The organism is Pseudarthrobacter sp. C4D7 (assembly GCF_013359725.1).
Classification (GTDB): domain Bacteria; phylum Actinomycetota; class Actinomycetes; order Actinomycetales; family Micrococcaceae; genus Arthrobacter.
In genome coordinates this window covers 26,186-46,069 of record NZ_JABFMW010000026.1, presented here as the reverse complement: position 1 = coordinate 46,069, position 19,884 = coordinate 26,186, and the positions used below count along the sequence as shown (strand labels likewise).

The following is a 19,884-nucleotide window of genomic DNA, read 5'->3' as shown; positions in this document are numbered from 1 at the left end:
ATATGCCGCACAGGAGCTATTGAGGGAGCGCGGTGGCACGGACAACGGAAAGGTCCCAACGGGGCGGCCATAACGGCGTCAGCATCGAGGACGTGGCGGCGGCCGCCGGAGTCTCAACAGCCACCGTCTCCCGCGCAGTCCGCGGACTGCCGAGGGTTTCGCCGGCCACTAGGGAGAAGATCCTGGAGGTCGCCGGCAACCTGGGCTACGTGGCATCGTCCTCCGCCTCCGGCCTCGCCACGGGCCGTACCAAAACCATTGGGGTCCTGGCCCCGTTCGTCAGCCGGTGGTTCTTCTCGAAGGCCATCGAGGGCGCTGACCGGGAGCTGCACGCCCGCCACTATAACCTTTCGCTGTTCAACCTGGGCGGCCATGGCAGCAACCGTGAACGGCTTTTCAGCAAGACCATGGTCTACAAACAAATCGATGCCCTGCTGGTGCTGTGCATGGCGTTGAGCCACGAAGAGATCGAGCACCTGCAAAAGATCGACATCCCGCTGATTGTGGTGGGAGGCCATGTGGAGGAGTGCCACTACATCGGCATCGACGATTATGCGGCCGCCTCCACCGCGGTGCAGCACCTGATCGACCTTGGCCACCGGGACATCGCCCTCCTCCATGGAGACGACGAGACCGACCTGAACTTCGACGTCCCCCGGGTCCGCATCCTGGCATTCAAGGACGTCATGACAGCGGCCGGCCTGTCCACGCGGCCGGAGTGGGATGAGTGGGGAGACTTCACCGTACGCAGCGGCCAGGCAGCTTTGCGCCGGCTGTGGGCCCGCCCCGGCAGGAAACCCACGGCGATCTTCTGCGCCTCGGATGAAATGGCCATGGGCGTCATTTTCGAAGCGAACCGCTTGGGCGTGAGCGTTCCCGGCGACCTGTCCGTGGTGGGGATCGACAACCACGACTTCGCCGATGCCGTAGGCCTGACCACGGTGGGCCAACGCCCGGACGAGCAGGCGGAACTTGCCACCAAAATGCTGCTGGACGAATTGGACGGCCAGGAAGGTGCCGTCCGCTCCGCCGTAGCTCCCCATGAACTGATCATCCGGCGCACCACCGCGCCGCCTCAAAGCCGGTAGGACGCGCGGCTCTTACGACGCGCGTGCCAGCTGCCGGATGGGAATCCACCGCGAGGCCAGCCGCCGGTAGGCGGCAGCAGCGCCGGTCATGTCACCCTCTGCCAGGCATTCGATGCCCAGCCTGATGTCCAGGGGGGACTCATCCGGGTACACCTTGTCCGCCACGGCACCGTAGTCCAGCTCCACCATGGAATTCACATGGAACAGTTCCAGCCATTCCGTCAGCTGCGCCAGGTCGTCGAGCATGTCCAGGTCCGGGGCGGCGAGGGCCAGGTTGGCCACAGCGAAGCGGGCCCGCTCCAGGGCATCGGTGATGGGCGCCCAGATGCGGACCGTGAGGATGCGCCCGGCGGCTTCCACAACGTCCTTGCGGTCGGACTCCATGAACAACGAGAACCAGCTGAACGGGATGCCCCAGGTTGACGCCCGGGTATGGACGCGGGTGGAGCCGTCACGGGCCTTCACCAGGTCGATGCGCTCCTGGTGGCGGTCCCGTTGCTCCTCAGGAATCAGCAACTCGGCGAGGGGGCCGTGGATTCCCTCCATCAAGGCATTCGCAGCCAGTCCGGCGCGCAGGACAAGCTGGCTGGGACAGTACAGAAGGGCGGGTTCAGCGGCGGCGTCAGCGCCGTCGGCCGCCGCTCCGCTGTCCGGGGCCGGTGCTGTGGTGACGCGCACCAGGTCGGTGCGGCCGGTGGGGAACGGGTCGCCGCCAGCCCGGGTGATCCTCCCCAGTGACGCCAGCAGTTCAGCGTTCTCGACGGCGGCGCGGGACACCGCCTGTGCGCCCGCGGCCTTGATGGCCGGGCGTTGATCCTCCGGGAAAGCCTCCAGGGGCTCGTAAACGCGGAGGGTGGAGGAAAATGGCAGGCCGGCCTGGCCCCGGTAGAGGTTCCCCGTCATCACGGTCTCCTTGGCTGGGTCCAGGGTGCAGTCATCAGTCCGCCAGTTCCACCAGCACGGGCGCATGGTCGGAGGCGCCCTTGCCCTTGCGTTCCTCGCGGTCGATTGAGGCGCCGGTGACGCGGGTGGCCAGGGCGGGGGAGGCCAGCACGAAGTCGATCCGCATGCCCTCCTTCTTGGGGAACCGCAGCTGCGTGTAATCCCAGTACGTGTAGACGCCGGGGCCGGGGGTGTAAGGCCGCACCACGTCGGAGTAGCCGGCCGCCTCGAACGCATGGAACGCTTCCCGCTCCGGCGGGCTGACGTGCGTGGAACGGTTGGCGATGAAGAGGTCGATGTCCCAGACGTCGTCGTCGAAAGGCGCGATGTTCCAGTCGCCCATGAGGGCCACCTGGGCCTGAGGATTGTCCGTCACGAGGGACTGCGCGTGCGTCTTGAGGCTTTCCAGCCACTTGAGCTTGTACGGCATGTGTTCGTCGTCCAGGGAGCGGCCGTTGGGAACGTAGAGGCTCCAGACCCGGATGCCGCCGCAGGTGGCAGCCATGGCGCGCGCTTCCTGGACGGGGTCCTTGCCCGCCTTGCCGAAGGAGGGCTGGTCCAGGAACGTCCGCTCCACGTCTTCAAGTCCCACCCGGGAAGCGATGGCCACGCCGTTCCACTGGTTCACCCCAAAGTGGGCCACCTCGTAACCCATCCGCTCAAAGAGTTCCCACGGGAAGTTCTCGTCCTTGCATTTGGTCTCCTGGATGGCCAGGACGTCGCAGTCGCTGCGCTGGAGCCAGGCTTCAACACGGTCGGCGCGGGCACGGAGCGAGTTCACATTCCAGGTAGCTATCTTCACGGTTCCTAACTTACCTTGGCGGCCGCAGGCAGGGTAAAGCCCCGGCAGGGCACGTGCCGCCGGGCAGTGCGGTTGGTCCCGGGCCGCAGGCGGCGGGTATATTCGCACCAGAATGACCTGGATCACACGTCCGGCCACCATGCAAAGGAGCACCAGCCGATGACGGCAGCCACGGGCAACATCACGGACAACGCGGCAGTGAGCGGGGAAGCGGAGGTGCTCTTTGAGCGCCGGGGCGGGCTGGGCGTCATCACCCTGAACCGGCCCCGCGCCGTCAATGCGCTGACCGAGGGAATGGTGGACCTGCTCCTCCGGCAGCTCACCGCATGGGCAACGGACGACGACGTGGCCGCCGTCCTGGTGCAGGGCGCCGGGGAGCGGGGCCTGTGCGCGGGTGGAGACATTGTGGCCATCTACCGGGACATGCTGCACGGCGGAAACCGAACCGCCGGCTTCTGGCAGACCGAGTACCGCGTAAACTCCCTCATCGCCCGCTACCCCAAGCCGTATGTGGCCCTCATGGACGGGCTGGTCCTTGGCGGCGGGGTGGGGATCTCCGCACACGGGAGCGTCCGCGTGGTCACCGAGCGGACCAGGATGGGGATGCCGGAAACCACGATTGGCTTCGCGCCCGACGTCGGCGGGACCTTCCTGCTGTCCCGCGCACCCGGCCAGACGGGAACCCACGCGGCCCTGACCGGAGCGCACCTGGACGCGGGAGATGCTCTCTTCCTTGGCCTTGCCGACCATTATGTCCCTTCCCGGAGGCTGCCCGCGCTGGTAGCGGCGCTCGGGAACGAAAGCCCGGAAGCCGCCGTCGCCCGCTACGCTGAACAACCTCCCGCGTCCGCTCTGTCCCGGCAACGGGATTGGATTGACGCCTGCTATGCCTTCGGCGATGCCGGCGACATCGTTGACCGGCTCCGGGCCTGGACCGGGCCCGGCCGGGCGGACGCAGCGGAAGCTGCGGACACCATCGAAGCCAAGTCACCCACGTCGGTCAAGGTCACCCTGGCATCCCTGCGGCGGGCCGCGAACCTGACCCTGGACGAAGCCCTGGCCCAGGAATACCGTGCAGGGATGCGCTTCCTGTCCGGACCCGATTTCCGGGAGGGCATCCGCGCCCAGGTTGTGGACAAGGACAGGAATCCGCAGTGGAAGCCTGCCACGCTGGCCGAGGTGCAGCCCGGGCAGGTGGACAGCTTCTTCACGCCGCTGGACGGCGGGGAACTGGACCTGCATCCCGCGGCTGACCTGGGCGGGCAGGGGGCGGACCATGCCTGACACGGCCAGCGTGGCCTTCCTGGGCCTCGGACACATGGGCACTCCCATGGCCCTGAACCTGGTCCGGGCGGGGTACCGGGTGGCCGGGTTCGACGTGGTGCCCGCAGCCCTGGAAACGGCCCGGGAACAGGGGGTGCCGGTGGCGGCCAGTGCGTCTGCTGCCGTGGCCGGCGCCGACGTGGTGCTGAGCATGTTCCCCAGCGGCCGGCACGTCCTGGACGCCTACCGAGGCGTCCCATTGCCCGGACAGCCGGCGGACGCCGGGCTGCTGGCCGCCGCCCGGCCCGGAACCATGTTCCTCGACTGCTCCACCATCAATGTGGAGGAAGCCCGGGAAGCCGCGCAGTTGGCCATCGACGCAGGCCACCGCGCCGTTGACGCCCCCGTTTCCGGCGGCGTCGTGGGAGCCGAGGCAGGCACCCTGACCTTCATGGCCGGCGGCGGGGCAGAGGACTTCGAAGCAGTGCGGCCGCTCCTGGAGGCCATGGGCAAGCGGGCGGTGCACTGTGGTGCCCACGGAGCAGGCCAGGCCGCCAAAATCTGCAACAACATGATCCTGGGCGTCTCGATGATCGCGGTCAGCGAGGCATTCGTCCTGGGGGAAAAGCTGGGCCTGACACACCAGGCCCTGTTCGACGTTGCCTCCGCCGCGTCTGGGCAGTGCTGGGCACTGACCACCAATTGCCCCGTGCCCGGACCGGTCCCCGGCAGCCCCGCCAACAGGGACTACCAGCCGGGCTTCGCCTCGGCCCTCATGGCCAAGGACCTGAACCTCGCCGTCAATGCCCTCGAGGGGACCGGGGTGGCGGGGTCGATGGGAACGCTCGCTGCCCGCATCTACGATAGGTTTGCCGCGGAGGGCGGCGCGGGCCGCGACTTCTCCGCCATCATCAACGAAATCCGCGGAGCATCGGAGCGCCGGCCGGGAAACGTCTACGCAGGGGAGGGCGCCGGCACGGAGGTTCCGGACCGGCGCAGGGCCACAACAGCACACGACGACGGGAGTCCCGAATGACGGAGTACGCCAACATCCTGGTGGAACAACAGGGCAGGGTTGGGCTGGTGACCCTCAACAGGCCATCGGCACTGAACGCGCTGAACAAGGCCACCATGGAAGAGCTGGTGGCTGCCGTCACCGCCATGGATTCCAATCCAGGCATCGGGGCCGTGGTGATCACCGGGTCCGGCAAAGCCTTCGCCGCGGGAGCGGACATCAAGGAGATGGCGGGCCAGGACTACATGGACATGTACGTTGCGGACTGGTTCCGCGGCTGGGAGGACTTCACCCGCCTCCGGATCCCCACCATCGCCGCCGTATCCGGCTTCGCGCTGGGCGGTGGCTGCGAACTGGCCATGATGTGCGACCTGATCATCGCCGGGGACAACGCCAAGTTCGGGCAGCCGGAGATAAACCTCGCCGTGGTTCCCGGCATGGGCGGTTCGCAGCGCCTCACAAGGGCCGTCGGGAAGGCCAAAGCCATGGACATGATCCTCACCGGCAGGTTTATCGATGCGGAGGAAGCTGACCGATGCGGGCTGGTGTCCCGCGTGGTTCCGGCGGCAGATGTGCTGTCCGAGGCGCTCAGCGTGGCCGCTGCGATCGCCGCCAAGTCGAAGCCTGCGGCGATGGCCGCGAAGGAAGCCGTGAATGCCGCTTTCGAAACCGGCCTGGCCCAGGGGGTGGTCTTCGAACGAAGGCTCTTCCACTCGCTGTTCGCCACCGAAGACCAGAAGGAAGGAATGGCGGCGTTCGCAGAAAAGCGCCAGCCCGAATTCAGGCACCGGTAATCCTGGGGACCTGAAGCCCTGCCGGCGCGGCACGCTTCCCACGGCACCCCGTAAAGTAGGCAGTACGGGCCAGCACGCGGCCACGGCACGCAGCGGAACGGGGTAGGCGTATGTGGACAATGATGGCCGGCGCGGCCAGCCCCACCGATGGGCTGACGGGAATCGTGGGTTTCGCGGCGCGGTCCATCGATGCCCTGGGGGAGTGGGGCGTCGGAGCCTTCACGCTGGCGGAGACGGTGGTGCCGCCAATTCCCAGCGAAGTGATCCTCCCGCTGGCTGGCTATCTCGCCAAGCAGGGCTCACTGAATCTCCTGCTCGTCTTTGCCACCAGCACCCTCGGAGCGTACCTGGGGGCGCTGCTGCTGTACCTGCTGGGGGCAAAACTGGGCCTGGAACGGTCCATCCGTGGGCTGTCCAAGCTCCCCCTGGTGGACCGGGAAGATTTCGAACACGCGGCAGGCTGGTTCCGCCGGCACGGGAGGTCGAGCATCTTCTTCGGCCGGCTGCTGCCGGGCATCCGGAGCCTGATCTCCCTTCCGGCAGGCGCGGCGGCCATGCCGCTGGGAACGTTCACCCTGTTCACGCTCGCCGGCAGCGGGCTGTGGAACGGCGCCCTTATTGGCCTGGGCTACCTGCTGGGAACCCAGTACAAGCTCATCGAGGAGTACTCAAGGTTCCTGAACTACGCCGTCTACGGAGCACTGGCCATTGCCTTGGTGCTGCTCATCATCCGGCGGACCAAACGGGCCAGGGTTCAAAAGAAGGACGCCCAGCGGGCGGACTCGCGCCGCTGAGCGGTCCCGGTGCGCTACAGGTACTTCTCCGCGTAGTGGTGCAGGGCGGAGCGGACAAAACGGGCCCCGTCCTCCCCGCCGTAGTTGGCGGCGAACCTGGGATCCTGCACGTACATGTCCGCCAGGCCGGTGACGTACCCCCGAATATCCCCGCCCTCCTGGGCGGCCGGCGTTCCCGGGATGGATTTCAGCCACGCCACCTGCCGGGCTGCAAGCTCCAGGGCTTCGGGTCCCTCCTCCGAAAGCCCGGCACCTGCAGCCGCTGTCCAGTCCCGGGCTAGGGCTTCCGCCAAGGATTTCCAGTCGCGCTGCTCTACGGAGGCCAGTCCGCGCCACCACGAATCGGATGCCGCGTAGGCCTCCTTGCCCCACCGTTCTTCCACTTCATCCTTGTAGTTGGTGTGGTCGAACCCTTGGAACATGTCCTCTGCCATCAGCTGGCCTCCTGTCTTCAGTGTTTCGATGGTTTGCCGGACGGACCCGGCCTGCAGGGCCAGCCGCTGCTGCTCACGTCCGAGCCAGTCGAGGTGCCTGCTGAGCGCCGCCACGGGGTCCGCCTGCCGCTGGAGGACTTCCGCGATGGCCGGCAGGCCCAGGCCCAGTTCCCGCAGCATCAGGATGCGCTGCAACTTTAGGAGGGCGGCGGCGTCGTAATAGCGGTAGCCGTTGTGGCCCACCCGGCTGGGGTCCAGCAGGCCGATGCGGTGGTAGTGCCGGAGCGTGCGGCTGGTGGTCCCGGCGATCCTGGCCACGTCCTGGATGGGCCAGTCTCCGCCGTCAGGCCCAGCTGATTCCTGCATGCTCCGAGAATACGGGTTGACGCAACGTCAAGGTCAAGGGTGCGCGGACGTCAGCGGATCCGCCGGTCGCGGGGCCTCCGGTGCCTGGCTTGGGCCACCAGGCGCATGAACGCGAAAACGAAGATGGCCTCGATGACCAGCATCAGGCCCAGCAACAGCCACTGCTGCCGGTTGATGAAGACGACGCATCCGGTCAGGGCCAGGATGGTCCCCAAGGCGAGCGCATAGATGGCGAATCCCACGGCTACCCTGGCGCTGCGTACCCCCGTCCGGAACCCGAAGCCATGGGGCTCTCCGCCGGGCTGGCCGGGGACGCGGTCCGGTACTGCCGGGCCAAGGGAATCAAACTCCTCCCACGGGTCCCTGTCCTGGTCTTGTCCGGTCATGCGTCAATTATCCCAAATGCGGAAACGCAACGGGCATAGAGAAGCGGCCCCTCCAACCTGCGTTGGAGGGGCCGCTGAACGGGGTCCCGGCGTATACCGGTGGCCGCCGAAGACTTAGAGCGGGCGGATGTTCTCTGCCTGCGGGCCCTTGGGGCCCTGGGTCACATCGAATTCGACCTTCTGGTTCTCGTCCAGTGAGCGGTAGCCGCTGCTGGCGATTGCCGAGTAGTGGGCGAAAACGTCAGCGGACCCGTCATCGGGGGCAATGAAGCCAAAACCCTTTTCGGCGTTGAACCATTTAACTGTGCCTGTTGCCATGGCTGCATTCCTTCATGTGACTCTGATTCTCTCCCCGGGAAACCTCCCGGAGTGTGCGGGAGTTAGTCCCCCACAGTCCCCAACGTACGGGGCGCAGGCTCCCGGTGCAAGGGTATGCGCCATAAAGTGCCGTCAACGCATGCCTTCGCGCCGGATCGCGGTGGCAATGGCGGCCGCCCGGGTGTCCACCCCCAGCTTGGTGTAAATGTGCGCCAGATGGGTTTTGACCGTGGCCTCGGAGATGAAAAGGCGGCGGCCCAGCTCGCGGTTGCTGAGCCCCTCGGTGAGGAGTCCCAGCAGCTCGGCTTCCCGGGGAGTGAGGACTTCGTCGGGATTGCGGAGCTGCTGGAACAGCCGGGACGCCACCGGCGGGCTCATGACGCTCCTGCCCACGGCCGCTCCCCTGATGGCGGCAAAGATCTCCCCGGGTGCAGCGTCCTTCAACAGGTATCCCATGGCACCGGCATCCACGGCACGGACGATGTCGGCGTCGGAGTCGTACGTGGTGAACACCAGGATGGCCTGCCGTTCATTGAGGTCCCTGATCCGCCTGATCGCTTCGAGGCCGTCCATGCCCGGCCCCATGGCGAGGTCCATCACCACCACCGACGGGGAGAGGGCCTGGGCCAGCTGCACGGCGTCCTCGCCGGACGCGGCCTCCGCCACCACCTCGAAGTCGGGCTCCGTGCCCAGCAGAGCGCGCAGTCCACTCCTGACCACCAGATGGTCGTCCACCAGCAGGACGGTGATGCTGCTCATGGGCCCACGTCCAGCGGAAACTGTGCCGCCACGATTGTTCCCTCACCCGGGGCGCTCTGCACGGAAAACGTACCACCCAGCTGTTCCACCCGCTGCCGCATGGCCCGCAGCCCGTAGCCTCCCGCGTGCGACGGCGGAGCTGCCGCCGCCGGATCGAAGCCGGCACCGTCGTCGTAGATATCCAGCGTCACCGCGTCCGGAACGAAGCCCAGCGTCACGGTGGTGGCCGGCGCCGCGGCGTGGAGCAGAATGTTCGACGCCGCGCTTTGCGCGACGCGAAGCAGTGCGTGGCGAACCTCGGGGGAGACCGCCAGCGGCTCGCCAGTCACCAGGAGGGTGGCCCCGGGAACGTACTGGCGGGCGGTGGCCAGCAGGGCTTCCGGCAGCGGGACCGATTCCAGGCCGGGTGAGGCCAGCTCATGGACGAGGCCCCGGGTTTCCGCCAGGTTGGCGCGGAGCAGGCTGGTGGCCTGCAGAAGGCCGACACGGGCTGGCTCGCCCGGCCAGCCGCGGCCGGCGGCCTCAAGCAGGAGCAGGCTGCTGGCCAGCCCTGGGTGACGGTGTCGTGGATTTCCCGGGAAACCCGCTCCCTTTCGGCAATGGTGCCCGCGCGGCGCTCACTGGTGGCCAGTTCCTCCTGGGCCCGGACGAGGTCCGCATGCAGGCGTCGCTGCTCCTCGGCGTCGTGCTGGATGCGGTCGTAAATGAGCGTCAGCATGACGCCCACCGCCAAGGGACCCAACAGCATCGCCAGATCGGTGCCGCTGCCCAACCTGAATAGGCCGGCGGCGGTGGCGACGGTGATGGCACCCGCCAGCACATAGGACGCGGCACCGCGCAGCGCGCTCCTGCAGAGGAAGAACAGGGCGAAGGAACACCACGCGAAACTCGGTGCAGCCACCACCAGCACCGCCCAGATGGCCACCAGGGCAACCATCCATGGGGTTCCGCGGCGGTCCCGTACCGAGAGGAGGGGCGCGACGGCGTAGAGCAGGCAAGCAGCAATGGCGAGCCCCAGGACCAGGAGATTGTCGGCTGGAGAATGCCGCATCACGTACCGGACCACCGAGGCCACCAGGAGGACGGCGAAGCCCAGGTGGACGGCTGCTTCGAAGCTGCCTGGCCGCCCCGTGGCCAAGGGAAGGGCGGGACGGCGGGACCCTGCGCCCTGGGCGGCGACGGCTTGGGCTGGCCCCGTGTATTGGGGGGTGGCTCTGGCGGGCATGCTGGATCCGGATCTGGTGGCGGGACGTGCTGCCTTCCATGCTAGGGCCCACCGGTTGCCCGCGGCCTCAGCCTTTTGGCTGATATGGCTGGCCTTTCGCCGGAGCCGGGACCAGACGAAGGCCCGATGGAAGAGCCCGTTCTTCCCGGAACTATGGAAACCGGCAACACGAACCTTTCCCTGACCTAAGGAAATACCTTGAAGAAGTCCACCAAAGCCCTGGCCGCTGCCGCAGCCGGAGCCCTCCTGATCACCGCCGGAGCAACGGCTGCCGCCAACGCCGGTACTGCGGGCACCACGGAAGCACCCGTCACCGTACCTGCCGCCGATGTCCAGCCGAATCCGGAGACCGTGGTGCAGCAAAACCGCATAGCAGCCGGCGCCTCCGCCCATGCCGTCTCCGCGGCGCTCGCAAAATGCCAGGCCGACAAGCTGCCCTTCGTCACTGTGGCCCTCGTTGACCGCTTTGGCACGGTCCAGGCTTTGCTCCGTGGCGACAATGCCGCCGCCCACACCATCGAAGCGGCCAAGCAGAAGGCCTATACGGCAGCCGCCTTTGGCGCCCCCACCAGCGAGTTGGCCAAGCGCGTCAACGGCAACGGCCCCTCGATCGCAGACCTGCCGGGCACCCTGTTCCTTGCCGGCGGTGTCCCCCTGAAGGTCAACGGTGTTTCGGTGGCCGGCATCGGCGTCGGTGGGGCTCCAGACGGCGCCCTGGACGAAGCCTGTGCGGCGGCCGGCGCTGAGGCCATCGCCGGCGCCGCGAAATAGGCTGGACGCATGAGCCCCGGCAAAACCGCAGCGTTCGTGGCCGTGGCCGCGCTGGGCACGCTCCTTGCCGCCTGCCAGGCCAGCCCCGGCACGCCGCAGGACGCGGATACGCCGCCGGCCGTTGCCGTAGCCAGCCCCGGACCCGACGCGGGGACCCTCACACCACCGTCGGCGGTGACCCTCACACCACCGTCCGCGGCGACCCCGCCGCTGCTGTCTCCCGCGGACCAGGCACGGCTGGACCAGGAGCTCATTGCAGCAGCCAAAGCCAACGACGCCCCGTTGGTGGCCGACCTGATCGGCCGGGGTGGCAACGTCAACGCCAAGGACGCCATCCAGGACTCAGCATTCCTGTATGCCGGGGCTGAGGGCTTTGACGAGGTACTGCAGCTGACGCTGGCCGCCGGCGCAGACGTCACCAGCATCAACCGCTACGGCGGGACGGCGTTGATCCCGGCCAGCGAGCACGGACACGTGGAAACGGTGAAGGTCCTCATTGCGGCGGGAGTCCCTGTCAACCATGTCAACAACCTTGGCTGGACCGCCATGCAGGAGGCCATCCTGCTCAACAACGGCGGGCCGCGCCAGCAGGAGGTGGTGCGGCTGCTGCTGGCGGCCGGCGCAGACCCCGGAATCCGCGACCCGGAAGGCCGGACGGCGCTGCAGAACGCTGAGCGGCTCGGTTTTTCGGAGATTGCCGCTTCGATCCGGGGCCGGGGTTAGCCCGTCCGCGTGCCGAGCCGCCGAGCCTGCCCACCTTTGCCGGACAACGACGGCGGCGCCCCGCCCTTTCGGTGCGACGCGCCGCCGTCGGGCTTCGAAGCCGGGGAAATTCAGCAGTCCCTCAGCTCAGAGGGCCTCAAGCACGCTGACGTAGTTGGCGATGCCCACGCCGCCCATGTTCTGCACGGCCGCCCGCCGTGGCGCCGGGAGCTGCATGTCGCCGGCAGTACCGGTGAGCTGCATGGCGGCGATGACGTGCTGCGAAACGCCGGTGGCACCCACCGGGTGGCCTTTGGCCTTGAGGCCGCCGGAGACGTTGATGGGCAGCTTGCCGTCCTTGAAGACCCAGCCTTCCTTTACCGCCGTGGCCCCCTGGCCGGGCTCGGTTAGGCCGATGGCCTCGTACATGAGCAGTTCGGCGATGGTGAAGCAGTCATGCACCTCGGCGAAGTCCAGGTCCGCCAGGCCAACGCCGGCCATCGCCATGGCCCGCTGCCAGGAGGCGCGGGTTGCGGCGAAGGCGGTGGGGTCCCGGCGTTCGGCGGGGAAAAAGTCGTTGGCCTGGCCGAAGCCCGCGAGCCGGACCGGGGCGGTGGCGCCGCCGGTGGGGGAGACGGACAGGACGACGGCGGCGGCACCGTCGGAGACGGGCGAACAGTCGGTGCGGCGCAGCGGGTCCGCCACCATGGGGTTCTTGTCCGAAACTGTCTGGCAGAATTCCACGCCGAGGTCCTTGCGGAGCTGGGCATAGGGGTTGTCCACGCCGTTGCGGTGGTTCTTCGCGGCGATGCTGCCCAGGACGTCGGGAACAGGTCCGTACCGCTTCTCGTAGTGCTTGGCGACCTCGGCGAATAGTCCGGTGAAGCCGGTGGTGGAGGGCTTGCCGGCCATGTCGTAGTCAGCGCCAAGGAGTCCTGCGCCCACCACGTCTGCACCGGCGTGGGTCATCTTCTCGGCACCGATCACCAGCACGGTCCGGGCGGTGCCGGCCAGCAGCGACTTGGTGCCCTGCTGGAAGGCGGCCGACCCGAGGCGCAGGCGTTTTCCGCCCGGGTGGAGGGGACGTTGGCCAGGTCCGGAGAGACCTGCAGGGCCAGCGACGACGGGAAAGCCAGCGGCATCATCCCCGAATTGAACTGGCCGATGAAGATCTCGTCGATCTGGCCCGGCTCGATTCCGGCATTGCCGATCGCTTCGGTGGCCACCTGGACGATCAGGGACTCGAGGGTCTCCTCCGTCAGCTTGCCGAACCGGCTGTGTCCCCAGCCGGTGAGCAGGACATCCTTGCCGAACTGTTCCTTCAGGCTCATGCCGCCACTTCCTCGTTGTCCAGGCGGACCTCGAAGCCCGCTTCCGTCTTTTCCCGGATCTCGTCCACGGTGACCCCCGGTGCCAGGCGTGTCAGCGTGAGCTGCCGCCCGCCGTCGTCCGCCTTGTGCAGGTCGAAGACGGCGAGGTCGCTGATAATCCGGTCCACGCAGCTGAGCCCGGTCAGCGGCAGCGTGCACTCGCGGACGATCTTGGCGGTGCCGTCCTTGGCATTGTGCTCGGTGAGGACCACGACGCGCGGGGTCCCGGCCACCAGGTCCATGGCGCCGCCCATGCCCTTGACCATCTTGCCCGGGATAGTCCAGTTGGCCAGGTCGCCGTTGCCGGAAACCTGCATGGCGCCCAGGATGGCCACCTTCACGTGCCCGCCGCGGATCATGCCGAACGAGGTGGCGGAGTCGAAGATGCTGCCGCCGGGCAGGACGGTGACGGTCTGCTTGCCCGCGTTGATGAGGTCGGCGTCCTCTTCGCCCTCGAAGGGGAAGGGTCCCATGCCCAGCAGGCCGTTTTCGCTCTGCAGGACCACCCGCACGCCCTCGGGCAGGTTGTTGGCCACCAGCGTGGGGATGCCGATCCCCAGGTTTACGTAGTCGCCGTCGTTCAGTTCCTCTGCCGCGATGGCAGCCATTTCATCCCTGGTCCATCCCATGGGGTTCTCCTTGGTCTTCTCGCTGTTCACGTTGACTTAGTTGGGTATTACCGGCGGCACGAACTCGAACGTCATGCCCAGCAGCCACGCAAGCAGCAGTACCACCGGGAGGTGGAACAGGAACTGCTGGAAGGTGAAGCCCACCAGGTCCCGGGCGCGCAGGCCCAGCACCGCCAGCAGGGGGAGCATGAAGAACGGGTTGACCAGGTTGGGCAGGGCCTCGGCCATGTTGTAGATCTGAACGGTCCAGCCGAGGTTCATGTTCACGTCCGTGGCGGACTGCATGACGTAGGGCGCCTCCACCAGCCACTTTCCACCGCCGGAGGGAACGAACATGCCCAGGATGGCCGTGTAGATGGCGATGATGACGGCGAACGCCCCGTTGCCGCCGATGCTGGTGAAGAAGTGCGCCAGGTGCTCGGACACGGACAGGCCACCGGCCCCCGTGGCCTTGGTCAGGATGGCGGCCATCGCTGCGTACAGCGGAAACTGCACCAGGATTCCGGCCGTGGCGGGCACGGCCTTGGTGACTGACTGCAGGAATTTACGCGGCGTCCCGTGCAGCACCAGCCCCAGCATCAGGAAGACCAACAGGTACCCGTTGAGGGAGCTGACCACGCTGAGGATGGGCAGGGTCAGCAACTGGGACACCAGCCAGCCGAGGGTGAGCACGCCGGCCAGGATGGGCAGGACCCTGCTGTACTCCAGCCACTCGCCGGGACGGGACTTTTCGGCCGGCGGTTCGGGCTGGTCATCGAGGTCGACGCCCAGATCCGCCGCCGTCTTCACGGCGCTTCCCGTCGGCGCCGAAAAGTGCGCAATCACGGTGGTGAGGGCCATGAGGATGAGCAGGGTCAGCAGGGACTGCCAGGTAAAGATGGTGGTGCCGAAGTCCAGGACGCCGGTGATCTTCAGCAGCGCCGGGGGTATGGAGGCCTTGGTTGCCTGCAGCTGGGCGGCGGAAGAGGACATGCCCAGGGCCCAGACGGCACCCAGTCCCATGAAGGCTGCGGCGCCCAGTGCCCGGTAGTCCACGTGCAGGTCTGCGCGCCGGGCGACCGCCCGCGCCAGGAGTCCGCCGAAGATCAGGCTGAGGCCCCAGTTCACGAATGACACGGACATGGACAGGACCGCCACGAAGCTGACGGCGGTGCGCGCGGAGTTGGGCACCTGTGCCAGCCGGTCGATCAGCCTGGCCACGGGCGGTGACGTTGCCACCACGTAGCCGGTCAGCACCACCATGGCCATTTGCAGGGTGAAAGCCGTGAGGTCCCAGAATCCGTTGCCGAAAGAATCGACCACGGCCTTGGGGGAGGCGCCGATGGCCAGCGCCGCGATGGCCACCAGCACGACGCCCGCGAGGGCAAAGATGTAGGCGTCCGGGAACCACTTCTGCGTCCAGCCGGCCAACGTTTCAGCCATCCGGGCCAAACCCTTCTGGCGGACGTCCTGCTGGTTCGGGTGCGTGGTGGTCATGAGGTTGTTTCTCTCCATTGAGTGCTGGTGGGTGATGTGCCGGACGGCTGCTGTGGGTCAGGCGGAGACGAGGCCGGTCCGGGGCCGGACCGTGCGCTGCTCGATGTCCTTGACCCGGTCCGTGGACTGCACCAGCCGCTGGACGAAGACTCCGGGGGTGGCGACGTGGTTCGGGTCCAGGCTGCCCGGTTCCACCATCACTTCGGCCTCGGCGATGGTCAGGATTCCGGCCGTGGCCACCACCGGGTTGAAGTTCCGGGCGGTGTAGCGGTAGATCAGGTTGCCGTCCGTATCCGCGGTGTGGGCGTGCACCAGGGCGACGTCGGCAACGATCGCGCGCTCCTGGACGTACCTTTCGCCACCGAATACCTCGTGCGGCTTGCCCTCGGCCACCAGGGTGCCCACGCCCGTCTTGGTGTAGAAGGCAGGGATTCCGGCGCCGCCGGCACGGAGGCGTTCAGCCAGGGTGCCTTGCGGGGTGAACTCCACCTCGAGCTTGCCGGCGAGGTACTGCTCAGCGAACAGCTTGTTTTCGCCAACATAGGAGGCGATGACCTTGCGGACCTGCCCCGCTTCGATGAGGATCCCCAGCCCCTTGCCGTCCACGCCCATGTTGTTGGAAACCACGGTGAGGTCGCGGACACCGGAATCGCGGACGGCCTCGATCAGGTCGGCCGGGATGCCACTCAGCCCAAACCCGCCGACGGCGAGGGTGATGCCGTCCTGCAGTGCCCCCTCCAGGGCAGCGGCGGCAGAAGCCTGCAGTTTCTTCATGACGTCTCCTCGTTGAGCACGGTAGTCCACTTTGTGGACGCTTGGGATCTGAGTTTGGAGACTACGGCGGGCGGCAAGAACGTGTCAAGAATCACTGAAAATGCCTTACAGTATGGACAGTAGGGAGAAAACTATCCATATTGTGGACAGGTGATGTGATGGCTTCGACGCCGGTACAGGGCGCCCAGGTAGTGGCGCGGATTGCGGGACTGCTCCGGCTGGTGGGCCGCAGCGCTGAGGGGATGCCGCTTGCGGTCCTGGTCCGGGAATCCGGCCTTACGCGGCCCACCGTCCACCGGCTCCTGACCTCGCTCGCCGCGGAAGGGCTGCTGGACCATGATCCCACCACGGGCAACTGGGTCCTGGGCCCGGAAATCCTGCTCATGGGATCGGTGGCGTCGGCCCGGTTTCCCATGGAGGACATTGCCCGGCCCAGCCTCCGCCGGCTTGCCCAGGCCACAGGGGAAAGTGCCTTCTTTTCCATCCGCCGCGGCAATGAGACGGTGTGCCTCCTGCGTGAGGAGGGAACCTTCCCCGTCAGGTCCTTTGTCCTCCATGAGGGCGTCCGGTTTCCGCTGGGCGTTGCCTCCGCCGGAACAGCCATCCTGGCCTTCCTGTCCAGGGATGAGCAGGAGGAATTGCTGGGCCGGTGGCCGGAGCACGCCGGCGCCTTTGCGGCGAACCACAGGGTCGATCTTGTCCGGAAGAACCTGGCCCGAACCAGGCTGGCCGGCTACTCGGTGAACCCGGGCCTGGTCCTGGAGGGAAGCTGGGGCATGGGTGCCGCAGTGTTCGACCGCGCAGGACAGCCGGCATGGGCGCTGTCCCTGACAGGCATCGAACCACGCTTCAAGCCCGAACGGCAGGAGGAGCTGGGCGGGCTGTTGATGGCTGAGGCCCACCGGATCACGCAGCAGCTGGGCGGCGGAGCCGACGGCGGCCGGCGCGCCCGCTAAGCCTTCCCGGCTGGGCCGGGAGACGACGACGGCGGGGCCACCTGCCCGGTGACACCCGCCGTCGTACCCCCCAAGTTGGGGAATTCCTGCCTGGAGCCCCGCGCGGGGCTCTACGGACTTTAGCCCTTCCACCATGTGTCGAAGATGGTCACCGGCACGGTGCGCTTGTGCCGGGTCCGGAGGTACTTCTGCTCGATGGATTCGGCTACCGCGTCCGGAACATCGCGGCCTTCGAGGTAATCGTCGATCTGGTCGTAGCTGATACCCAGCTCGTCTTCGTCGGTGCGGCCGGGCCGGTCATCCAGCAGGTCGGCGGTAGGGACCTTCTCCCACACGCGGGCCGGCGCGCCCAGCTCGGCCAACAGGGCCCGGTTCTGCCGCTTGTTCAGGCCGAACAGGGGCAGGATGTCCGCGCCGCCGTCGCCGTACTTGGTGAAGAAGCCCGTGACGGACTCCGCGCCGTGGTCGGTGCCGACCACCAGGTAGTTGAACTCGCCCGCCAGCGCGTACTGGGCGATCATCCGGGTGCGGGCCTTGGTGTTGCCCTTGTGGAAGTCGGAGATCTCCGATCCCACGGTCTTCTCGAACTCGTCCTCAAAGCCGTCCACGGCTGCCGAGATGTTGAATGTCCACTCGGTCTTGGCCTTGATGAAGTCCAGTGCGGCCTGGGCGTCTTCCTCGTCGTGCTGCACTCCGTACGGCAGGCGGACTGCCACAAAGTTGGCTTCCACGCCTTCAGCCTCAAGCTCCTCTACGGCCAGCTGGGCCAGGCGGCCGGCCAGGGAAGAATCCAGGCCGCCCGAGATGCCCAGGACAAAACCCTTGGTGTGGGTGGCCCGCAGATATTCCTTGAGGAAGGTGACGCGTTTGCGTACCTCCCCTGCGGGATCGATCCGGGGCTGAACGCCCATTTCTTCAATGATCTTGGCCTGGAGTTCGCGCATGAAGTCCAGCCTAGCCAGCACTGTCAACAACCCCAACTGTTCCGGGCAGCCCCTGCGCGGCGTAGCTTGGGTGGATGGAGCGGACGGGATGCGTCGTGGTGGGCGGGGGCCCGGCAGGAATGATGCTGGGACTGTTGCTGGCACGGGCCGGAGTGCCTGTGACGGTCCTGGAAAAACACCGCGACTTCCTGCGTGACTTCCGCGGGGATACGGTGCATGCCTCCACCATCCGGCTGATCGACGAGCTGGGGCTGGGGGCTGGATTCCGCAGGTTGCCGCAAAGCCGGCTGAACAACGTCGCTGTCCCGGTCCCCGGCGCAGGACTGGTCACCCTGGCAGCCTTCGATTCCCTGAAACCCCCCTACAACTACGTGGCCATGATGCCCCAGTGGGACTTCCTGGACTTCCTCGCGTCGGCCGCCGCGGCGGAGCCCACGTTTACGCTGCTCATGGAAACTGAGGCCACTGGCCTGGAGTTCGACGGCGGCCGCGTCACCGGGGTGCGCTGCCGGTCTGCCGCAGGCGGTGCGGAGCAGGTGCTCCGTGCCGGCGTGGTGGTGGCCGCGGACGGGAGGCATTCGGTGCTGCGCCAGGCGGCGGGAATGCGGGCGAAGGAGTACCCGGTACCCTTCGACACCTGGTGGTTCAAGATCCCCCGCCACCCTTCGGAGCAGGGGGAGGTGGCGGGCGTGGTGCCTTCGCTGGGAAACCGTGATGCCATGATTGCGCTGAACCGCACCAACTACTACCAAATGGGTTACCTCGCTCCCAAGGGTTCCGACGCCAGGATCCGGGAAGGCGGCCTGGAACAGTTCCGCCAACGGGTGGCGGCACTCCGCCCGGACCTCGCCGACCGTGTGGATTCCATCCGCAGCCTGGCGGACCTGCATTGGCTGGACGTCAGGCTGAACCGGCTGCGGCGCTGGTACATCGATGGGTTCCTGTGCATCGGCGATGCCGCGCATGCCATGTCGCCCGCGGGCGGGGTGGGCATCAACCTGGCCATCCAGGACGCGGTGGCGGCCGCGGAACGCCTGGCCCCCGACCTTCGCCGGGGCCAGGTCAGGAGCAGCACCCTGGCGGCGATCCAGCGCCGCCGCCGCATGCCCACGGTGGTGGTCCAGACGGTGCAGCGGATCATGCACCGGATGGTGTTCGTTCCACTTTTCGCGGGGAGATTGTCCGGAGACATGCTGGCTGGCAAGGGTTCCCGGGCCTCCTTTTCCATCCAGCGCATGATCTTTTTCATCCTTCGTCACAACCCCGTGGTCAAGCGGGTCCTGCCGCGGGTCATAGCCATCGGGCCGCGTCCCGAGCACGCGCCGGCCTTCGCGCGCCCACTCACCGTCGCGCCACCCACTAAACTTGGGGCCATGACTTCGCCCACTGACACTGCGGTAGATACCGCGGCTGCCCGCGCCCGACTGCTCGAACTGATTAAGGAACTTGCCGTGGTCCGCGGCAAGGTGATCCTCTCCAGCGGGGCCGAGGCCGATTACTACATCGACCTTCGCCGCATCACCCTCCACCACGAGGCATCCAAGCTGGTGGGCCAGGTCATGCTGGCACTGGCGGACGACGCCGGGATCGACTTTGAGTGCGCCGGCGGTCTCACCATGGGCGCGGACCCCGTGGGCACCGCGGTGATGCACGCAGCCGTCGACGCCGGCCGCACGGTTGATGCGTTTGTGGTCCGGAAGGCGCAGAAGTCCTACGGCATGGGCCGCCAGGTGGAGGGCCCGTCCGTTGAAGGCCGCAATGTGCTGGTCCTGGAGGATACGTCCACCACCGGCGGCTCCGCGCTGACCGCTGTGGAGGGCGTGCGGAAGGCCGGCGGCAACGTCGTGGCAGTGGCCGTCATCGTGGACCGCGATACGGGCGCCAAGGAAAAGATCGAAGCCGAAACCGGTGTTCCCTACCTGTTCGCCTTCGGTAAGGACGAGCTGGGACTGGACTAGTACCGCACGGTGCCGGCCGCTGTGGCCGGCACCGTGACATATGGGGGACCGGTGTTGGCCCGGTACACGCGGCTGATTTATCATTTGCGTTAACACTTTCAGTTGCTTGGAGACCCCG

19 protein-coding genes and 3 pseudogenes are annotated in these 19,884 nt (G+C 67.3%); 10 read left to right on the top strand and 12 right to left on the bottom strand.

The window, feature by feature from the left end:
• The first annotated feature begins 32 nt into the window (after positions 1–32).
• Complete coding sequence (locus tag HNO81_RS16070) at positions 33–1,088, top strand: LacI family DNA-binding transcriptional regulator (RefSeq protein ID WP_175319109.1); 1,056 nt, start codon at positions 33–35, stop codon at positions 1,086–1,088.
• A gap of 12 nt (positions 1,089–1,100) precedes the next feature.
• On the opposite strand, the gene HNO81_RS16065 is transcribed toward HNO81_RS16070, so the two are convergent.
• Together HNO81_RS16065 and HNO81_RS16060 are read right to left on the bottom strand one after the other, a co-directional pair.
• Positions 1,101–1,991, bottom strand: a complete 891-nt coding sequence (locus HNO81_RS16065) for a hypothetical protein (RefSeq protein ID WP_175319108.1) — start codon at positions 1,989–1,991, stop codon at positions 1,101–1,103.
• Between the two features lie 34 nt (positions 1,992–2,025).
• Positions 2,026–2,832: an exodeoxyribonuclease III gene (locus HNO81_RS16060; RefSeq protein ID WP_175319107.1), complete on the bottom strand. Its 807-nt coding sequence runs from the start codon at positions 2,830–2,832 to the stop codon at positions 2,026–2,028.
• Positions 2,833–2,991: 159 nt separating this feature from the next.
• Between HNO81_RS16060 and HNO81_RS16055 the strand changes: the two genes are divergently transcribed.
• From HNO81_RS16055 to HNO81_RS16040, 4 genes are all read left to right on the top strand, one after another.
• Positions 2,992–4,116, top strand: coding sequence for an enoyl-CoA hydratase/isomerase family protein (locus tag HNO81_RS16055; RefSeq protein ID WP_175319106.1), 1,125 nt, complete (start codon positions 2,992–2,994; stop codon positions 4,114–4,116).
• Positions 4,109–5,131 carry a 3-hydroxyisobutyrate dehydrogenase gene (gene mmsB / locus HNO81_RS16050; RefSeq protein WP_175319105.1) on the top strand — a complete coding sequence of 341 codons (1,023 nt, stop codon included), beginning with the start codon at positions 4,109–4,111 and terminating at the stop codon, positions 5,129–5,131. Before HNO81_RS16055 ends, mmsB begins: the two co-directional genes overlap by 8 nt.
• A complete protein-coding gene (locus HNO81_RS16045) occupies positions 5,128–5,904 on the top strand; it encodes an enoyl-CoA hydratase (protein WP_175319104.1) in 777 nt (258 codons plus the stop codon). The genes mmsB and HNO81_RS16045 overlap by 4 nt, the downstream gene beginning before the upstream one ends.
• Positions 5,905–6,014: 110 nt before the next feature.
• The gene (locus tag HNO81_RS16040) at positions 6,015–6,698 is read left to right on the top strand and encodes a DedA family protein (RefSeq protein ID WP_175319103.1); all 684 of its coding nucleotides are present in this window, start codon (positions 6,015–6,017) and stop codon (positions 6,696–6,698) included.
• A gap of 14 nt (positions 6,699–6,712) precedes the next feature.
• Here HNO81_RS16040 and HNO81_RS16035 read toward each other — a convergent pair whose 3' ends face one another.
• The 5 genes and pseudogenes from HNO81_RS16035 to HNO81_RS16015 form a co-directional block, all read right to left on the bottom strand.
• Positions 6,713–7,498, bottom strand: a complete 786-nt coding sequence (locus HNO81_RS16035; protein WP_175319102.1) for a MerR family transcriptional regulator — start codon at positions 7,496–7,498, stop codon at positions 6,713–6,715.
• 50 nt (positions 7,499–7,548) lie between these two features.
• Complete coding sequence (locus HNO81_RS16030) at positions 7,549–7,884, bottom strand: hypothetical protein (protein WP_175319101.1); 336 nt, start codon at positions 7,882–7,884, stop codon at positions 7,549–7,551.
• A 114-nt stretch (positions 7,885–7,998) separates the two neighbouring features.
• The gene (locus HNO81_RS16025; RefSeq protein ID WP_013599688.1) at positions 7,999–8,202 is read right to left on the bottom strand and encodes a cold-shock protein; all 204 of its coding nucleotides are present in this window, start codon (positions 8,200–8,202) and stop codon (positions 7,999–8,001) included.
• 132 nt (positions 8,203–8,334) lie between these two features.
• The gene (locus HNO81_RS16020) at positions 8,335–8,961 is read right to left on the bottom strand and encodes a response regulator transcription factor (RefSeq protein ID WP_175319100.1); all 627 of its coding nucleotides are present in this window, start codon (positions 8,959–8,961) and stop codon (positions 8,335–8,337) included.
• Positions 8,958–10,186: pseudogene (locus tag HNO81_RS16015) on the bottom strand (sensor histidine kinase). The gene HNO81_RS16020 and the pseudogene HNO81_RS16015 overlap by 4 nt, the downstream one beginning before the upstream one ends.
• A gap of 198 nt (positions 10,187–10,384) precedes the next feature.
• Between HNO81_RS16015 and HNO81_RS16010 the strand changes: the two are divergent.
• Both HNO81_RS16010 and HNO81_RS16005 read left to right on the top strand, forming a co-directional pair.
• A complete protein-coding gene (locus HNO81_RS16010) occupies positions 10,385–10,957 on the top strand; it encodes a heme-binding protein (protein ID WP_175319099.1) in 573 nt (190 codons plus the stop codon).
• Between the two features lie 9 nt (positions 10,958–10,966).
• Positions 10,967–11,680: an ankyrin repeat domain-containing protein gene (locus tag HNO81_RS16005; protein ID WP_175319098.1), complete on the top strand. Its 714-nt coding sequence runs from the start codon at positions 10,967–10,969 to the stop codon at positions 11,678–11,680.
• A gap of 126 nt (positions 11,681–11,806) precedes the next feature.
• Here the strand turns inward: HNO81_RS16005 and HNO81_RS16000 are convergent.
• From HNO81_RS16000 to HNO81_RS15985, 4 genes and pseudogenes are all read right to left on the bottom strand, one after another.
• Positions 11,807–12,990 (bottom strand): annotated as a pseudogene (locus HNO81_RS16000) (acetyl-CoA acetyltransferase).
• Positions 12,987–13,658: a CoA transferase subunit B gene (locus tag HNO81_RS15995; RefSeq protein WP_175319124.1), complete on the bottom strand. Its 672-nt coding sequence runs from the start codon at positions 13,656–13,658 to the stop codon at positions 12,987–12,989. The pseudogene HNO81_RS16000 and the gene HNO81_RS15995 overlap by 4 nt, the downstream one beginning before the upstream one ends.
• A 36-nt stretch (positions 13,659–13,694) precedes the next feature.
• Complete coding sequence (locus HNO81_RS15990) at positions 13,695–15,134, bottom strand: short-chain fatty acid transporter (protein ID WP_175319097.1); 1,440 nt, start codon at positions 15,132–15,134, stop codon at positions 13,695–13,697.
• 57 nt (positions 15,135–15,191) lie between these two features.
• On the bottom strand, positions 15,192–15,908 hold the full coding sequence (locus HNO81_RS15985; protein WP_175319096.1) for a CoA transferase subunit A: 717 nt from the start codon (positions 15,906–15,908) through the stop codon (positions 15,192–15,194).
• A gap of 158 nt (positions 15,909–16,066) precedes the next feature.
• On the opposite strand from HNO81_RS15985, the gene HNO81_RS15980 reads away from it, so the two are divergent.
• On the top strand, positions 16,067–16,864 hold the full coding sequence (locus HNO81_RS15980; RefSeq protein ID WP_175319095.1) for an IclR family transcriptional regulator: 798 nt from the start codon (positions 16,067–16,069) through the stop codon (positions 16,862–16,864).
• A gap of 119 nt (positions 16,865–16,983) precedes the next feature.
• On the opposite strand, the gene nadE is transcribed toward HNO81_RS15980, so the two are convergent.
• Positions 16,984–17,808 (bottom strand): ammonia-dependent NAD(+) synthetase, encoded by an 825-nt coding sequence (nadE, locus tag HNO81_RS15975; RefSeq protein ID WP_175319094.1) that lies wholly within the window; start codon positions 17,806–17,808, stop codon positions 16,984–16,986.
• Between the two features lie 74 nt (positions 17,809–17,882).
• Here nadE and HNO81_RS15970 point away from each other — a divergent pair.
• Positions 17,883–19,133: pseudogene (locus tag HNO81_RS15970) on the top strand (FAD-dependent oxidoreductase); the annotation flags it as partial.
• 48 nt (positions 19,134–19,181) lie between these two features.
• Positions 19,182–19,766, top strand: coding sequence for an orotate phosphoribosyltransferase (pyrE, locus tag HNO81_RS15965; RefSeq protein ID WP_175319123.1), 585 nt, complete (start codon positions 19,182–19,184; stop codon positions 19,764–19,766).
• Positions 19,767–19,884 lie beyond the last annotated feature (118 nt).

Excerpts from the sequence above, each read along its gene's own strand:
- HNO81_RS16065 (WP_175319108.1), bottom strand. The coding sequence starts at position 1,991 with ATGACGGGGAACCTCTACCGGGGCCAGGCCGGCCTGCCATTTTCCTCC.
- HNO81_RS16055 (WP_175319106.1), top strand. The coding sequence starts at position 2,992 with ATGACGGCAGCCACGGGCAACATCACGGACAACGCGGCAGTGAGCGGG.
- mmsB (WP_175319105.1), top strand. The coding sequence starts at position 4,109 with ATGCCTGACACGGCCAGCGTGGCCTTCCTGGGCCTCGGACACATGGGC.
- HNO81_RS16045 (WP_175319104.1), top strand. The coding sequence starts at position 5,128 with ATGACGGAGTACGCCAACATCCTGGTGGAACAACAGGGCAGGGTTGGG.
- HNO81_RS16040 (WP_175319103.1), top strand. The coding sequence starts at position 6,015 with ATGTGGACAATGATGGCCGGCGCGGCCAGCCCCACCGATGGGCTGACG.
- HNO81_RS16035 (WP_175319102.1), bottom strand. The coding sequence starts at position 7,498 with ATGCAGGAATCAGCTGGGCCTGACGGCGGAGACTGGCCCATCCAGGAC.
- HNO81_RS16030 (WP_175319101.1), bottom strand. The coding sequence starts at position 7,884 with ATGACCGGACAAGACCAGGACAGGGACCCGTGGGAGGAGTTTGATTCC.
- HNO81_RS16025 (WP_013599688.1), bottom strand. The coding sequence starts at position 8,202 with ATGGCAACAGGCACAGTTAAATGGTTCAACGCCGAAAAGGGTTTTGGC.
- HNO81_RS16020 (WP_175319100.1), bottom strand. The coding sequence starts at position 8,961 with ATGAGCAGCATCACCGTCCTGCTGGTGGACGACCATCTGGTGGTCAGG.
- HNO81_RS16005 (WP_175319098.1), top strand. The coding sequence starts at position 10,967 with ATGAGCCCCGGCAAAACCGCAGCGTTCGTGGCCGTGGCCGCGCTGGGC.
- HNO81_RS15995 (WP_175319124.1), bottom strand. The coding sequence starts at position 13,658 with ATGGGATGGACCAGGGATGAAATGGCTGCCATCGCGGCAGAGGAACTG.
- HNO81_RS15990 (WP_175319097.1), bottom strand. The coding sequence starts at position 15,134 with ATGACCACCACGCACCCGAACCAGCAGGACGTCCGCCAGAAGGGTTTG.
- HNO81_RS15985 (WP_175319096.1), bottom strand. The coding sequence starts at position 15,908 with ATGAAGAAACTGCAGGCTTCTGCCGCCGCTGCCCTGGAGGGGGCACTG.
- HNO81_RS15980 (WP_175319095.1), top strand. The coding sequence starts at position 16,067 with ATGGCTTCGACGCCGGTACAGGGCGCCCAGGTAGTGGCGCGGATTGCG.
- nadE (WP_175319094.1), bottom strand. The coding sequence starts at position 17,808 with ATGCGCGAACTCCAGGCCAAGATCATTGAAGAAATGGGCGTTCAGCCC.
- pyrE (WP_175319123.1), top strand. The coding sequence starts at position 19,182 with ATGACTTCGCCCACTGACACTGCGGTAGATACCGCGGCTGCCCGCGCC.